14 protein-coding genes are annotated in these 14,940 nt (G+C 39.1%); 6 read left to right on the top strand and 8 right to left on the bottom strand.

Annotated elements, in window-relative coordinates:
• Positions 1-96 precede the first annotated feature (96 nt).
• The 3 genes from VB654_RS14385 to VB654_RS14375 all read right to left on the bottom strand — a co-directional run bounded on the left by VB654_RS14385 (position 97) and on the right by VB654_RS14375 (position 5,070).
• Entirely contained in the window at positions 97-1,035 is a 939-nt protein-coding gene (locus VB654_RS14385) for an iron-siderophore ABC transporter substrate-binding protein (protein ID WP_323214453.1), read from the bottom strand.
• Between the two features lie 178 nt (positions 1,036-1,213).
• Entirely contained in the window at positions 1,214-3,754 is a 2,541-nt protein-coding gene (locus VB654_RS14380) for a TonB-dependent siderophore receptor (RefSeq protein WP_323214452.1), read from the bottom strand.
• A 314-nt stretch (positions 3,755-4,068) separates the two neighbouring features.
• The gene (locus tag VB654_RS14375) at positions 4,069-5,070 is read right to left on the bottom strand and encodes an AraC family transcriptional regulator (protein ID WP_323214451.1); all 1,002 of its coding nucleotides are present in this window, start codon (positions 5,068-5,070) and stop codon (positions 4,069-4,071) included.
• Positions 5,071-5,246: 176 nt separating this feature from the next.
• Here VB654_RS14375 and rnhA point away from each other — a divergent pair, with 176 nt between their 5' ends.
• Positions 5,247-6,158 (top strand): ribonuclease HI, encoded by a 912-nt coding sequence (rnhA, locus tag VB654_RS14370; RefSeq protein WP_323214450.1) that lies wholly within the window; start codon positions 5,247-5,249, stop codon positions 6,156-6,158.
• Positions 6,159-6,253: 95 nt separating this feature from the next.
• Here the strand turns inward: rnhA and cruG are convergent, their stop codons facing one another.
• Positions 6,254-7,420 carry a 2'-O-glycosyltransferase CruG gene (gene cruG, locus VB654_RS14365; RefSeq protein WP_323214449.1) on the bottom strand — a complete coding sequence of 389 codons (1,167 nt, stop codon included), beginning with the start codon at positions 7,418-7,420 and terminating at the stop codon, positions 6,254-6,256.
• A 186-nt stretch (positions 7,421-7,606) separates the two neighbouring features.
• Complete coding sequence (gene cruF, locus VB654_RS14360) at positions 7,607-8,515, bottom strand: gamma-carotene 1'-hydroxylase CruF (RefSeq protein WP_323214448.1); 909 nt, start codon at positions 8,513-8,515, stop codon at positions 7,607-7,609.
• 377 nt (positions 8,516-8,892) lie between these two features.
• On the opposite strand from cruF, the gene VB654_RS14355 reads away from it, so the two are divergent.
• Positions 8,893-9,333: a hypothetical protein gene (locus VB654_RS14355; protein WP_323214447.1), complete on the top strand. Its 441-nt coding sequence runs from the start codon at positions 8,893-8,895 to the stop codon at positions 9,331-9,333.
• Positions 9,334-9,448: 115 nt separating this feature from the next.
• Here the strand turns inward: VB654_RS14355 and rpmA are convergent, their stop codons facing one another.
• Positions 9,449-9,730: a 50S ribosomal protein L27 gene (gene rpmA, locus VB654_RS14350; protein WP_006198414.1), complete on the bottom strand. Its 282-nt coding sequence runs from the start codon at positions 9,728-9,730 to the stop codon at positions 9,449-9,451.
• A gap of 28 nt (positions 9,731-9,758) precedes the next feature.
• Positions 9,759-10,157: a 50S ribosomal protein L21 gene (gene rplU / locus VB654_RS14345; RefSeq protein ID WP_323214446.1), complete on the bottom strand. Its 399-nt coding sequence runs from the start codon at positions 10,155-10,157 to the stop codon at positions 9,759-9,761.
• Between the two features lie 241 nt (positions 10,158-10,398).
• Between rplU and VB654_RS14340 the strand changes: the two genes are divergently transcribed.
• The 4 genes from VB654_RS14340 (at position 10,399) to VB654_RS14325 (ending at position 13,883) form a co-directional block, all read left to right on the top strand.
• On the top strand, positions 10,399-10,569 hold the full coding sequence (locus tag VB654_RS14340) for a DUF2281 domain-containing protein (protein WP_323214445.1): 171 nt from the start codon (positions 10,399-10,401) through the stop codon (positions 10,567-10,569).
• A 123-nt stretch (positions 10,570-10,692) separates the two neighbouring features.
• Positions 10,693-11,781, top strand: a complete 1,089-nt coding sequence (locus tag VB654_RS14335; protein ID WP_323214444.1) for a DNA polymerase beta superfamily protein — start codon at positions 10,693-10,695, stop codon at positions 11,779-11,781.
• A gap of 187 nt (positions 11,782-11,968) precedes the next feature.
• Complete coding sequence (locus tag VB654_RS14330) at positions 11,969-13,318, top strand: GTP-binding protein (protein WP_323214460.1); 1,350 nt, start codon at positions 11,969-11,971, stop codon at positions 13,316-13,318.
• 295 nt (positions 13,319-13,613) lie between these two features.
• Positions 13,614-13,883, top strand: a complete 270-nt coding sequence (locus VB654_RS14325; protein WP_323214443.1) for a Calvin cycle protein CP12 — start codon at positions 13,614-13,616, stop codon at positions 13,881-13,883.
• Positions 13,884-14,073: 190 nt separating this feature from the next.
• On the opposite strand, the gene VB654_RS14320 is transcribed toward VB654_RS14325, so the two are convergent.
• Positions 14,074-14,886, bottom strand: a complete 813-nt coding sequence (locus VB654_RS14320) for a TlyA family RNA methyltransferase (protein WP_323214442.1) — start codon at positions 14,884-14,886, stop codon at positions 14,074-14,076.
• Between the last annotated feature and the right edge of the window lie 54 nt (positions 14,887-14,940).

Here is a 14,940-nt window from a genome sequence, read left to right as displayed (position 1 = left end):
AATAACAACCCAACCCTTTAGATATTGCACCCGGTTTAGGGAATGATTCTGTCATTCTTATCTGAATATACTTCTTCTGCCTTCCTATTTCTTACGTCACACTTCCCCTAGCAAATACTTAAATAAATCGTCAACTATGGCATTAGCTGAAAGAATACTGCCAAAAATCCAGTAACTAGAATCCACACTATAAACTTGTTGATTCTGCACAACATTCAGAGTTTGCCAAATACGACTATTTTGATATTGCTTAAATATTTCTTTAGCGCCAGGGTCTACCGCTACAAACAAAACATCAGCATCAAGTAAGTCTATCCGTTCTAAGCTGAGTGTAACCAAAGTATCATCAGGAGTCTTAATTAATCTCCGTTGATGAATTGGCATAGAAATTCCTAACTCTGCCAAAATACTGCCAGGAAAAGAATATTGAGAACGAAATGCAGGAACTTTATTACCACCGTGAAACCGACTCACAGACACCTCTAGTTGATTGATTTCCTCCCCCAACGCGGTGCGTAATTTTTCTAGGCGTTCTTGATATTCGATTAATAATGTCTTGGCTGTTGCAGTTCTATTTACTATTTCACCAAGACTCATTAAAATTTCCTTCCATTGACTATGGACATTTTTTAATTTAACTGTAGGTGCTATTTGCGAAAATAAATCATAATTTAGTGAATCAATACCATATGTACCAATAATTAAATCTGGATGGAGTTTAAGTGTTGTTTCTAAATTAAACTGATTCTCTCTTCCTATATAAGCTATACCATCCATCTGACTTTTAAGAAAATTAGCTTTACTAGCTACAAAAGCCGTATCTACTGTAGCTATTGGTTTCAAACCTAATGCAATTAAAGCTTCTAGTGATACTTGTTCTGTAACAATAATGCGCTGTGGATTAAGAGGAATACAAGTTTCGCCTAATTCATGTTTAATTAACCGACATTCTGAACTTGATAATTTCGGGGTCGTTAAATTAGAATGGGAATGGCTATAACAAGCACTGAACAGGAAAAAAGAAACAACTATCAATATAGATAATTTAAAATAATTTAAACATTGCTTACTTATTGTAAATTCACTAATAATCATCATTAGTTTGTTATACTACTCTAAATTATAATTATTACCTTATCTCTAGAGATAAGGTAATTTTCATTTGGGCAATATTCTCTAGATGAACTTTCAAGAGAATTATTAATTAATCACCTTAAAAGTCAAAAGAAATAGTTCCTAAAACAGTAAAAGGTGAGGCTGTAACAATAAATGATCCTTGAGATTCGTAATAATTGGTATCAAACAAATTTTTAAAATTTACAGCAGCACGCCAATTATTCCGCTTATAGAAAATACTAGCATCTGTTCTCAAAAAAGCAGGAATTTGGATTTGATTTGGTAAAGAGCCTGCACGTTCACCAGCATACACCAATCCTAATCCTAATCCTAAACCTTGGAAATTTCCTTGTTGCAATTCATAAGTAGTCCATAAACTAGCACTATGATAAGGTACACCAGCTAACCGATCATTTAATAAGTCAGAGTCATTATCTTTGCTGACATAAGCATCTGTATAAGCATAAGTAGCAATGATTTTCCAACCTGGCGAAATTTCTCCAACTACATCTAGTTCAACTCCTCGGCTTTTTTGTTCACCAGTTTGGACACTAAAATCAGAATCTACTGGATCAGCAGTTAATACATTCTGCTTGGTAATTTCAAAGAAGGCTAAAGTAGCTGAGAGACGACTACCCAAAAAATCTTGTTTAATTCCTATTTCAAATTGTTCTGATGTTTCGGGTTTAAATGGTTCGTTATTGCGGCTTCTGCCAAAATATTGCGGGTTGAAAGCATTTGTCCAACTGGCATAAATTGAGGTGGTGTCTGTAGGTTGATAAACTATACCTAAACGGGGAGAAAATTCTGAATCTGAGTTTCTAGTGTTGAACTCTGGTGCATCTTCGTACAAATCGTAAGAATTTACCCAGTCAAAACGACCACCAGCTAAAAATTTTACATTGGGTGTAATTTCGATTAAATTTTGTAAGTAAAGTGCGACATTTTCCCCGCCATATTCCCCAATATAAGTATTGCGTATACGTTCGGGTTGTGCGCCATATACTGGGTTAAAAATATTTAATGGTGCAATATCACCCCGGAAAAAATTGCTTTGGAATTGATTACTAGTCAACTCCAATCCAACTAATACATTATGGCTAATTGAGCCTGTATCAAATTTACCACTAATTTCGTTTTGAAAAGCAATGTTTGTTTGATCACTTTCAGAACGACGGAATCTGCGGCGTACTGTTTCCCCATCAGCATTAACTCTATCAGCTTGTACACCTTGGGAAGCACCGGTCACAGTCAAGGTGTTAAAGGCTTGGCGGAATTTCCAGTTATTTTTGTAACCAAATCGGCTTTCTAAAACGTAGGTAAAGTTATTGGATTTATATTCAGAATCCTGAAGATTTGGTTCATCTAACGAGCGATTAATGGGAAGATCAAAAATTATTGCGTTATTAGAAGGAAAACCCCGATCAAAGGCGTAGTTGTATTTCTGGTATTCATAAGCAAAGGTTAGATCAGTATTTTCTCCTACTTTGAGACTAACAACGGGATTAATAAATGTACTTTCATTGTCTACAAAATCCCGGAAACTGTTAGCGTTTTCATAAGCTACATTCAGCCGATAAAGTGCTGTCCGATCTTCTGTAAGTGGACCCGTGAAATCAATTGTGCCACGATAAAAATCATAACTCCCAAATGTACCACCAATTTGATAGAAGGGTTCTGATAGAGGTTTTTTAGTAATTGTATTAATTACACCACCGGGACTGGTAGCACTTCCATATAAAACGGAAGCGGGACCTTTGAGAAATTCCACTCTTTCAACATTAGCCACATCACGTGGACTGGTAAAACCAAAATCTTTAAAACCATCACGCAGAGCTTCAAACCCTGTAGCAAAACCACGCAAAAAATAACCTTGTGATGCCAGTCCACCTAAAGTAGCTTGAGGACGTACACCGCTAACATTATCCGCTAGTTCGTTGAGCCTAACTACTTGTCTGTCTTGTATAATTTCTTTGGGTATTACTTGTACAGATGCTGGAACATCCCGTAGTGGTACATCTAACTTTGTGGCGGTTGATGCTTCCCTGACTCGATAGCTATCTTGTTGACCTGTAACTACTAATTCAATGGGTGCGTCAGTGTCTGTAGTAGATTGATTCTCTGGTGGTTGTTGTGGTGTTTCTGGTTGAGATGCGGAAGGTGATACAGGTGTTACACTGAAAATTAAACCTTCATCACTATCAAATAACGTATAATTGGGTATTTCCATTTCACCTGTGATAGTTACCCTGATAGTGTTATCGTTTTGATTAACAACTATCACTTCAGCAATACCAGTCAAAGGTTGTGTTTGATCAAATGTCTTCCCCGATGGCAAACGCAGTTGAGCATTGGCAATATCAATAATTAAGCTATTCCCAGAACTGCTGTTTACTACTTGCAATTCTTCACCTTGCTGAGTTTCTAAAATTATTTCTATACCTTGCTCTATAATATCAATCCGCACACCGTTAACAAGAATTAAAGATTGTGGTGTTGATGCTTGAGATAGTAATTGTTTAAAATTTCTCGATGTTCTACTTGGTTCAAAGTTTTTCTCATTCCCCCTAGCTGGTTGTGCAGCAAGTATTACCCCTGTTAAGCATATACCGATCAATAATTGCGGTTGTCTTTTCATAATCTCGATAAAAGCCAAAGGCTCTTTTGGCTATAGCTAAGAATCTTTATCAAAAAGCTTAGTTTAATATAATGTGATTTTAAAGACATTATTGAATCTCAAACGGATTTTTTTGAGCCTCAAACGGATTTTTTTGAGGTGTGATGGCAAAGACTTGCGGGAATGTGCTGTTAGTTGGGAATCTGAGCCTTTTTGTGTTTACCAATTAGATAGTATGGCTATATACAGTACGTACACTAAGGCGGGCAGGATGCCACCCCACAAGAGTTTTAGTATTAATATGTGTATTTGCTTTACTTACAAAGTGCTGTCTGTTAGTTAGTTTTAAAACATCCTCTCAGTAATAAATTATAAGATTTAGGATTAGTGTTAAATTGTTTACGGAAAGCAGCTGCAAAACGGCTTTGATTTGCATAACCAACAGCACGCGCTACTTGTTTGACGTTCATTTGACCTTCTAAAAGTAATTGGCGTGCTTTTTCCATGCGTTGTTGGTGTAAGTAGCCAAATGCAGTTGTACCTAATACTTGGCGAAAGCCTAACTTGAGTTTATAGTCGTTTAATCCTACTTTTCTGGCTAGTTCTAGTAATGACGGTGGATTGTCTAAACTTTGAGTTAAAATTTCTTTGGCATTATAAATTCTGTCAATATCATCTCGTTTTAAAGTGGTAGTTTTTGTAGAAATATTTTCACTTTTGGCTAATTGTTCTAGTTTTAAAGCAATTAATTCTAAACATTTACTTTCTAAATAAATTTTTTTAGTTAAACTTGTAAAGGGACAATTAATAATTTGCTCCAGAGCAATTCGCATTTCTGGAGTAGTCTGGTCAATTTGAAGATATGACTGTTGATTGGGTTCGATGAGCTTTTGGATAATTTGCGGCGATATGGGATTTAATCCACCGTCCATAAAACTATTGAGTAATTCAGGGGATTCTGGATGTATATCAACTTTTAAAAGTCGTTGATGTTGCAAAAATTCTGCTTTATCTGTTTGGTAGACACCGCCAGTATGAAAAAAGTTTTGTCCGGCATGAGTATTATTCCAATAACCTAATAGATGAAAGCCAAATTCTAGACCGTGACTATAACGTTCTTGTGGTGCTTTTTCAATAATTAAATTATGCCCAAATTTGGTATCTATAATTAATAAACTAATGTCCCGCAGTTCAATCCAGCGTTCATATCCACTGCCAAATTCTTGAGGACATACATTAATAATATCAGATGCGTCTGATGGGTCTGGTTGTTTGGTGTTTTGGTTGCGTTCTCTCCACAATTCTTGGTAATCTGCCAGTGAAATAATCTTCGCCATGCACTACCCTAAAAATCAAGTGATACCAATTAATTTACAATGTTATAGATATATTTTCTCAAATATTTTTGGATATGAGTGTATCAAAATATAACAATGATGTCTATAGTTCAGGTAAATTAACTATCTAATTACTAAATTGTCCCTGCTTACTAATGCAGTCCGATATCTTGACTATGTCTAATCAACGCAAAATTCAAAGTATCTACACCGATGGCGCTTGTACTGGGAACCCTGGCCCTGGGGGTTGGGGTGTGGTTGCTTATTTCAGTGATGGCAAAATCCACGAAATGGGTGATGCTGCCAGCTATACGACTAATAATAAGATGGAAATGCAAGCAGCGATCGCAGCTTTAAAATTTTTCCACGCATCTGGACAAGTTGAACCCATAACCCTCTATACCGATAGTGAATACCTGATTAACTGCGTGACGAAGTGGTTGCCAGGATGGAAAAAAAGAGGTTGGAAAAAGGCAGATGGTAAGCCTGTCCAAAACCAAGACCTTTTAGAACTTCTCGATGAACTCAATACTCGCCAAGTAAATTGGCAACACGTCAGGGGACATTCTGGTAACATAGGTAACGAGCGTTGTGATGTGATTGCTCGCTCTTATGCTAGCGGTCAAATCCCTTCTCTACAAGAATTATCCGCTACTGATTCCTACAAATCTTTACATTCTCTAGGTGAAGCAAATGTAGAAAAAGTAGTCGATTATGAATGCATCTCTACAATACTTAACAAAAGTACAGAAGATGACAGTACTTTTATCTCAGATATAAACGCTATGGAACCATCCACCGCACAATATGCGGCCGTAAATGAAGAAAAACTGTCTACAACCAGGGTCAAACAACTCAGAAACTTGCTGGAAACTCTGCGTATAGCTGACGAAATTTCTGAAAAAGGCTATTTAATCAGTAGTTCTGAACTAGCAGACTTGATGGATGTCCACGCCAGCGCTGTAACTAGTCGCGGAGACGAGTGGCGCTGGCGGAACTGGATTGTTTCACGGGTAAGACGTGAAGGAAATCAAATTCTCTGGGAACTAGAAAGAGGCGATTGCGTAGAAACTGAAGACGATTCGTAATTCGTAATGCCTCTTTCAGAGGAGCTTCGCTAACGTAATTCGTAATTCGTAATTAAGAAATGAGTTATGAGTTCAAAACTCATGACTCAGCACTTTTAGCTATACTTTCTGCCTCGCCACTCCTTTGGGGTGTGCAACGCTGATATCAAGATTCGCAGGACAGCTAGGGGATCAGCTAACGGAGAAAGCCAAAATAACCAGCCACCTTGAGCATTTTTGCGGTCGTAGGAAGGTGCGATCGCCAATAGCATAGCAAAACGAATCACTAACAAAAATACATTCAGCCACAACAATAGGGGATTCAAAGAAATCAATAAGCAACTCAGAACAAGCAACAAAGGTAAACCCTGAACTGCTGAAAGTAACCATAAATCCCCCCACACTTGAGCAGGTGGAGATGCGTCTTTTAAATCCAGACTGCGCCCCCATTCCTTCCAAGTCTCTATCGCGCCTTCATACATTCGCACCTTCAGCACCTTTGCGCCATCTAAAAAGCCTACTTTAAAACCTTGAGCCGCAATGTGTCGCGCTAATGTGACATCATCACAAAAAGAATTCTTCGCACTGCTATAACCACCTACTGCGGCTAAAACAGAACGGCGACACAAAAAGCATTGCCCATTTGCCATGACTCGTTCTGGCTGTTCGGTAGTTATTCCCGCCGGGTCGAATCTATACAGTAGAGTCATTAATAACGCTGGTTGCAGCAAGCATTCACCAGGATACTCAAGGATAAACTGTGGTGAAAGGGAAACTAAATCATATTTTTGGGCTTCTGCGGTCTTTACCAAACTAGCAACTAGACCGGGATCTGGTTGAGTATCAGCATCCATCCCTAGAAACCACTGACTTGCTTCGGAACTATGCAAAAAGCCGTTGTGCAACGCCCAAGGACGACCCACCCAATTAGCAGGTAAGGGGTCATCGGTCATTAAGCGGAAACGGGGGTCTTGCTGCTGTGCGGTTTTGACTAAATCCGGCGTACCATCCTGGGAATTACTATCTACTACAATAATTTCCCGAACTTCGTAACTTTGCCGACTCAAGCCAGATAACAGAGGACTAATGCGAAGCGCCTCATTTAGCGTGGGAACAACAACGCTGACAGTTCCCAGAAGTTCAGGTGTAGGCTGTTGGGGTTGAATGGGCGGATGTCTTCTTGGCCCCTTTACCAGACGTGAAAGGAGAATTGCTGTTGCGGGTATTTGAATAAGTAGCAATAGAAAAGTTATGACGCTTTCTACTGTTAAAGCGTTTTCCACAGTAAAAATATTTTGCAATGGGAATGGTGATTACACAAAGAATTGGTTAGGGGACATCTGGCAAAAGTCAAAAGTCGAAAGTCAAAAGTCAAAAATAAAATGCCTGCTGTGACTTGGTTTTGAAATTTTGTCGTGTCCTCACCGCTTTTGCGGTTACGGTATTAGTTTTCTTCCTGTCCCCTAATTTTATTTCAAGGCAACTTTGATATTGGCCACTGAAACTTCGTTGGTTGTTGATTTTGTATCAGTTTGGGCAGATACGGCTGATCCTTTTAACCAAAGTGCTAGAGAAGGAGCTACACCTAGTACAAAGCCTAATCCTACAGGAATGGTGAATCCAGCAGCTAGGCTCATGACTGTCGCAAAGCCAAAGTTAGCTAAATATACTACTAAGGGTACATTGAGTTGCGATCGCTCAAATTTAATCGGGTTGTTATTCCATAGCACAGCAGCCACAGTCATAAATACTGCACCAGTACCTAACCAGCCAGCAAAGTTTTGATAAGGCATTCCAAAGAAAGGCCCTGGTTGTTGCCAATACCAAAAGGGTAGAGCAGTTTGGCTCATTGCTGGGTCTAGCACAAAATCCCAAGAAGTCAACAGCAAAGAACCCAAACCAATAGCACAGATATGTCGCCACAAGCTCGGTTTTGTATCCACTTCTAAACCAGCACGCGCCAGCAGGTAAGAAGCACATCCCACATAAAACCATGACAAGGGAATTGTGAACGGTACTAAACCAGCAATTTTATAACCCAAGCCACTGAGATAGCTGTAGTGACCGAAAGGAAATCCTGTACTGGTTCCTAGTAGTTCACTGCCCAAAGAAATAAATATTGCGGGTAGCATAAATGCCAATATTCTACCCAAACCCAACGTCCGTAAACCATATAAAAATACAGCTGCCGTTCCCAAAATCATATAGACCACACCACCGCCTGCCATACTCCACTGCATGGCGGTTTGTCCAAATTCAGATAAATGAAAGATTACTTCGGCATTAGGTACAACTAGTAGTATGCCTACTAATCCAAATACCATCGACACGATATGACCAATCAGGCATACGCGCTCCGCAATTACAAGTTGTTTCATGATAAGTCCTTAACAAGATGTGACGTGTGGCAACTCGGCTGTTAATAGTTTACAAATGTTTACGCAAATATTTAACTAGTTTATGGCATTATTCTGGTGCAAGTGGTTTAGTTTTCTTGGCAAGAGCATAACAGCCTATTGATTTCATCTACAAAAAAAAGGATGATAAACCTATAGTCTAAGTCATTGCAGTCAAAATCCATCCAACTAAATCCAGCTTTTTTTAGTCAGCCTTTGTAATATCAGCTGTAAGCTGACAGGTATTCACTATACAAAAATATATTTTAGGGAATATAAGAATTAAAGTAAAATGGGGGCTTTAGTTGCCCCAATACTTGTTAAATCAAAGCTTGAGCCGCTAATGGTGACACCGACCCATGTCAATTGTGAAAACACTTCCTTGGATTTCCTTAGTTCTAGTGCTGTTTAGCTACGGTACATTAGGCTGGGCATTATCCGAGACACAAGCCCCTTTGTCTGTGTGGATAACTTTTGTACTTGCTGTTTTGCTTTTAGTGGGTAGCTTGACCATTCCTTGGTCGGCAATATCAAAATATTCTAGTCTATTACTGCAATCAAATATCAGGTCTTTTGCTGTTACAACTTTTGGCGCATTATTATTTTTTTTAATGCTTGCTTGGTTCAGAATATTTCTGGATACCTTGCTGATTATTTCTGCTGGTATCTTAGCCAGAATAGACTGTCAAACTGCGGGATTGAAACAAGGACAAGCTTTTTTAATTACGTTGTTATTTTCATTAGCAGGTTTAGGCTTAGGCAAAGTATTACATATAGGTTTTTCTCAGCAGTTGTTATAACGCTGACTGGTACTAATTTCAGCACTCAACACTCAGCACTCAGCACTCAGCACTCAGCACTTTCCCCACTCAGCACTTTGCTATAAAAGGGTGGGGAGTACCCACCCAAGCAAATCTAAACAGCAGCAGCTTCAACTGGTGCAGCAACTGGATACACACTAACTTTTTTGCGAGACTTGCCTTTTCTTTCAAAGGTTACAACACCTTCAATCAAAGCAAACAGAGTGTCATCACTGCCAATACCGACGTTGTTACCAGGGTGAACTTTGGTACCACGCTGACGCACGAGAATATTTCCCGCCAGTACAGTTTGACCACCATAGCGCTTTACACCCAGGCGTTGAGCATTAGAGTCGCGACCGTTACGAGTACTACCTGTTCCTTTCTTGTGAGCCATAATTACCTCTTTTGTTTTCTCTACTTAATTATTCAGCAACAACTTCTACAGGAGATTCCTCGATAACAGGAAGTTCAACAGCTATACCGTTTTCGGGGCCAAAGACTTCACCATTAAAGTTGATGGAATCAATCATCAGTCTAGTGATTTCCTGGCGATGTCCCCGTTTTTTGCGGGTTTTCTTTTTAGGCTTCATTTTATATACCAGGACTTTACGGCCTCTAAAGTTCCGTACCACTGTCCCTTCTACAGTCGCCCCTGCTACTAACGGCTGTCCAATGGTGACTTCGCCGTTGTGTTGTACTAGTAATACTGAATCTATTGTAACTTTTTCATCCGCTTCGATATGGAGCAGTTCAATATCGTAAAAGCGACCTGGCTCCACTTTGAGTTGCTTACCGCCAGTTTCAATAATTGCGTAGGTCATGAAATCGTCCTTGAGGTTGCCGTACAGGTAGCTGGCTTTAAATGCGATTTATCTGGTTTTGAATAATCGCTGTTGCGAGCTTTTGTTATATGTCCACCTGATCCGAGCAGGAATGAGACAGACAATCTACTATATTACTTTATTAACTGGTTTTAAGTCAACTAAAATATATTAATTATGCTATGCGATCGCCTGAATAAACAAGTACCATAAAATCAAACACTGATCAGGAGAGGCTAAGATGACTTCTCAAGTTGTAGATACCACCTCAGAATTAATTGCCAAGTTGCAAACCCTAGCACCAGAACAGCAACAGCAAGTATTAGATTTTGTGGAATTTTTAGCACAAAAATATCCTCCAACCCAACCACCTGAGAAACGCATCCCAGACTTAAACCAGAGAGAAATTTAGATGAGTGATGATTTTAACTAGAAGGGCTTGTTCGTAGTGAGGACTTTAGTCCTTATATTTTTATAGATAAAACACTAAAGTGTTTACTACAAACTGATAATTTTTTTTGATTAACCAATAAATATGAAAAGAATAGAAGTTGAACAAAGAACAATATTGATTGGCTTATCTGGTAGCCACGGTTATGGGTTAAATCGTCCTGATTCAGATTTTGATTTTCGAGGAGTATTTATTGCCCCCAAGAAATATTATATAGGATTTGACCATATAGAACAAAAAGATACTGGTTGGAATGAACCTGGCATATTTCCCTTTATTGATGGTAATGAAGACACAGTTATTTATGAATTAAAAAAGATAATTCAGTTATTAGCGGGGGCGAATCCTAATATTTTAGAATTGCTGTGGTTGCAAAATTATCCTGTGCTGACATCAGTTGGTCAATACTTAATTAAGCACAAAAAAATCTTTTTAACCAAAAAAGTTAAACATACTTATTCTGGTTATGCTTTTGCTCAAATCAAGAAGATGGAAACACATCGTAAATGGTTGTTAAATCCACCAAAAAAGAAGCCCCTCCCATCTGATTTTGGCATAGAAGAGGAAGAACCACTGATTAAAGATGAGTTAAACGCTTTTCTAGAGTATCTTTATCACTTAATTAGAGGACGAATTGAGTTTTTGGAAGAATCTGAGGAATTATATAAGTTGCTGACGGCAGATATTGATTTTAAAGGTGTCTTGAAACAATACACTTTACCTGATGAAACTTTGGCATATACTCAAAAATTAACCAATAGCCGCAAAGATTTTATTCGCTTATTACAAAAAAGTCAAAATTATCAAATAGCTTTAAGAGAATGGAAAGCTTATATAGCTTGGCAGGAAAACAGAAATCCTGCTAGGGCAGAAATGGAAAGAAAATCGGGTTTTGATCTGAAGCATGGAATGCACTGCATTAGATTATTACGCAGTGGATTAGAAATATTACAGCGAGGGGAAATAGTTGTAGATAGAAGAATTGCTGGAGATGTGGAGGACTTGAAAGCTATTTTAAAAGGTGATTACTCATATCAACAAGTGATGAAGATGGCAGAGGATTTGGTTAGCCAAATGGAAATTGTTTACGACAAATCAAGTTTACCTGTTCGACCTGATTTGGAAAAAATTAATGAGTTGTGTATGGAACTGGTAGAAATGCAAGGTTGGTAATGAGGGAGATCAGCTAAATTGACCGTCTCCTCGCGATCGCCTCAAATAAACCAGTACCATGAAATTAGATATCCTCCTCACTCTCAGAACTGGTTTGACGGACAGGTAAAAAAGCAAAAAGCCTGGAATTTAGAGCAAAATGGGTATGTAGTCTGTTGTTTGTTCAACCTTGAATCCATCTAACTTCGTGCGTAATCTCCAAGAAACTCACTTAAACCGCGCCCGTGCTAGTCTCAGACAAGCGCTATCTTGGTATGGATATCTCCGCAAATCTGGACAATTTTCCTCAAACCCAGAATTGGTAGGCTTGCTGAAACCCGAATTAGACGCGTTGAACTCCACACTCAACAAACTCGACTCCAATGTGATTAGAATTGCGGCTTTTGGTTTGGTGAGTCGGGGAAAATCAGCAGTATTAAATGCTTTGCTGGGAGAAAAGATTCTCCAAACTGGCCCCCTGAATGGTGTCACACAATGGCCGCGTTCCGTGCGTTGGCAACCAGGAGATAAGGTATTAGTAGAGTTAATTGATACTCCTGGCTTAGATGAAATTGAGGGCGAGACACGGGCAAAAATGGCGCGAGAAGTGACGCGTCAGGCGGATTTGATTTTGTTTGTGGTTTCAGGTGATATCACCCGGACTGAGTATCGGGCATTGTTAGAATTACGACAAGCGCAAAAACCACTGATTTTAGTATTTAACAAAATCGATTTATATCCAGAAACAGACCGTTCCGCAATTTATGATAATTTGCAACAACTAGGCGCAGGACATCCCCAAACCCAGCCTTTATTACCAGATGAAATTGTCATGGTGGCGGCGGAACCAGCACCTATGGAAGTGCGGGTAGAGTGGCCTGATGGTCGTGTCAGTTATGAATGGGAGACTCCACAGCCACAGATAGAGGAATTACAACAGACTATTTTAACTATTCTCAATCGAGAAGGGCGATCGCTGCTGGCTTTAAATGCGCTAATTCAAGCACGGGATGCAGAAGAAGCGATCGCGCAAAAAACTATGGATTTCCGCGACAAAGAAGCTGAAGATATTATTTGGAAATTTACTAAATATAAAGCTTTGGCAGTAGGATTAAATCCTGTGCCTGTTTTAGATGTCATCTGTGGTACGATTGCCGATTTAGCTTTGATTCGTTCTCTAGCCCGGTTATATGGCTTACCTATGACTAGCTATGAAGCCAGCAAAATTTTAAAGACGATTTTCTTTAGTTCTGGTGGTTTGCTGTTAGGAGAAATAGGTAGTAGTGTCGTGCTGGGTTTAGGTAAAAGTACGGCTGTTATTGCCAGTGGTGAAAATCCCCTGAATATTACGGCTTATGCTGGAACTGCGATCGCTCAATCTGGAATTGCAGGTTATGGTGCATACACTGTCGGGAAAGCTGCCCAAGTATATTTAGAAAAAGGTTGTACTTGGGGACAATTAGGAGCTAGTACAGTCATTCAAGAAATTTTATCTCAGGTTGATCACAAAACAATTCTGTATCGTTTGCAACAGGAATTAAGCGCAAAATATCAGTAAAAAATGCTGAGTGCTGAGTGCTAATGGGAAATCAGATTTTGATGACAACAGGGTTAAATTTCCAATTTTCGGTGCAAAATTAAGAAAATGATGGAAATAAAAATTAAGGCAAAAACCACCGCCAAAAATTTTATATTTTCTCTTCATTTGACGATGTTCACTACCAGATTCTTTCGAGAAGTTTAACTAAACTGGAAGTAATAGTCCTCATCAACTTCCTATAAATGCTAGAGGCTAAGTATTCCACACTCTTCTTATTACTCAGCACTTAGAAATCAACAAAGGTGAAAACATCATGACCAAAACCCTAGAAGCCGTCCAATCTGCTGTTAACTCCGGGACTACAACTCTTGATGAAGCTATCCTAGAATCTATTGCGGAAGCTCGTCAAATTTGCGAAGTAGATGGAGAAAATTCGTCTGGTTGTGCTGTAGCTTGGGATATCGTCGAAGAATTACAAGCTGAAAAAGCACACCAACAGCAAGCAAAACACCGCAAAACTGCTTTAGAAAGTTACTGTGAGAAACATCCAGAAGCCATAGAATGTCTCATCTACGATGTTTAACAGTTAAGTAAATTGGCGAGAATAAAGCTAACTATGTGAAGTAATGTCAGAATATGGTAATTTAGCTCGTAGTAAGGGCTTCAGCCCTTAATTATGTACAATGAATTACTTGAAAGTTATCAGTTAAAAGACATAATTAGTTCAAAATTACTGACTAAATCGGCGTGATAACTGTTCATTGTTCACTGATTTAAGCTAAATTAGCTATTGCTGATTGCGTCATTTGCTTAATTACATCTAAATCAGGCGGTGGTGTATCACCTTCCATTTCTAGCCATAGAAGATACTCAATATTTCCAGCCGGGCCAGTAATTGGCGACCAAGTTAAACCTTTGTATTTCCATCCTAATGTACAAGCCACTTGCAACACTTGAAAAATAGCATCAGCTTGGTCATGAGGATCGCGGACAACGCCTTTTTTGCCGACACGGGATTTTCCCACTTCAAACTGTGGCTTAACTAGCAAGACCGCATCCCTGGGAGATTTAGTTAATCGCCACACAGCCGGCAAAATCTTAGTTAAGGAAATAAACGATACATCCACCACCGCCAAATCAGGTATTTCGTCACCTTCACTATACAAATCTTCGGGTGTGAGATTACGTAAATTAGTACGTTCTCTTAAAATCACCCGTGGATCATTTCTTAAACCCCAGTCAACTTGTCCATAACCGACATCAATACCATAAACTTGTTTTGCTCCTGCTTGTAGCAAGCAATCAGTAAAACCCCCTGTAGAAATACCCCCATCTAAACAAATGCGTCCAGCTGTAGAGATAGGGAACGCATCCAAAGCCTTGATTAGTTTCTCACCTCCGCGAGACACAAAGCGCGATCGCTCTTTAATCTTAATTTGAGCTGCAATATCAACTTCTGTCCCAGCCTTATCCACCACCTGCTGATTTACAGTCACTTCCCCCGCCTGAATTAATCGCTGTGCTAAGGCGCGAGAAGTACATAAATTTAACTCTACTAATAGTGTATCGAGTCGCTGCTTCACCAATTAAATAGACTCTCCTGGTAATATTAAATCTTAAGTATTAGTCCTATGAAAATA

The sequence above is a fragment of the Nodularia sp. UHCC 0506 genome (assembly GCF_034931045.1).
GTDB lineage: Bacteria > Cyanobacteriota > Cyanobacteriia > Cyanobacteriales > Nostocaceae > Nodularia.
Note: the sequence above shows the minus strand (reverse complement) of the source record. Positions and strands in the feature narration are given on the sequence as shown.

Bases quoted from the DNA above. Each gene is read 5' to 3' on its own strand.
- VB654_RS14335 (WP_323214444.1), top strand. From the start codon at position 10,693: ATGAAAAGAATAGAAGTTGAACAAAGAACAATATTGATTGGCTTATCT.
- VB654_RS14375 (WP_323214451.1), bottom strand. From the start codon at position 5,070: ATGGCGAAGATTATTTCACTGGCAGATTACCAAGAATTGTGGAGAGAA.
- rplU (WP_323214446.1), bottom strand. From the start codon at position 10,157: ATGACCTACGCAATTATTGAAACTGGCGGTAAGCAACTCAAAGTGGAG.
- VB654_RS14340 (WP_323214445.1), top strand. From the start codon at position 10,399: ATGACTTCTCAAGTTGTAGATACCACCTCAGAATTAATTGCCAAGTTG.
- cruF (WP_323214448.1), bottom strand. From the start codon at position 8,515: ATGAAACAACTTGTAATTGCGGAGCGCGTATGCCTGATTGGTCATATC.
- rnhA (WP_323214450.1), top strand. From the start codon at position 5,247: ATGTCTAATCAACGCAAAATTCAAAGTATCTACACCGATGGCGCTTGT.
- VB654_RS14355 (WP_323214447.1), top strand. From the start codon at position 8,893: ATGTCAATTGTGAAAACACTTCCTTGGATTTCCTTAGTTCTAGTGCTG.
- VB654_RS14380 (WP_323214452.1), bottom strand. From the start codon at position 3,754: ATGAAAAGACAACCGCAATTATTGATCGGTATATGCTTAACAGGGGTA.
- rpmA (WP_006198414.1), bottom strand. From the start codon at position 9,730: ATGGCTCACAAGAAAGGAACAGGTAGTACTCGTAACGGTCGCGACTCT.
- VB654_RS14325 (WP_323214443.1), top strand. From the start codon at position 13,614: ATGACCAAAACCCTAGAAGCCGTCCAATCTGCTGTTAACTCCGGGACT.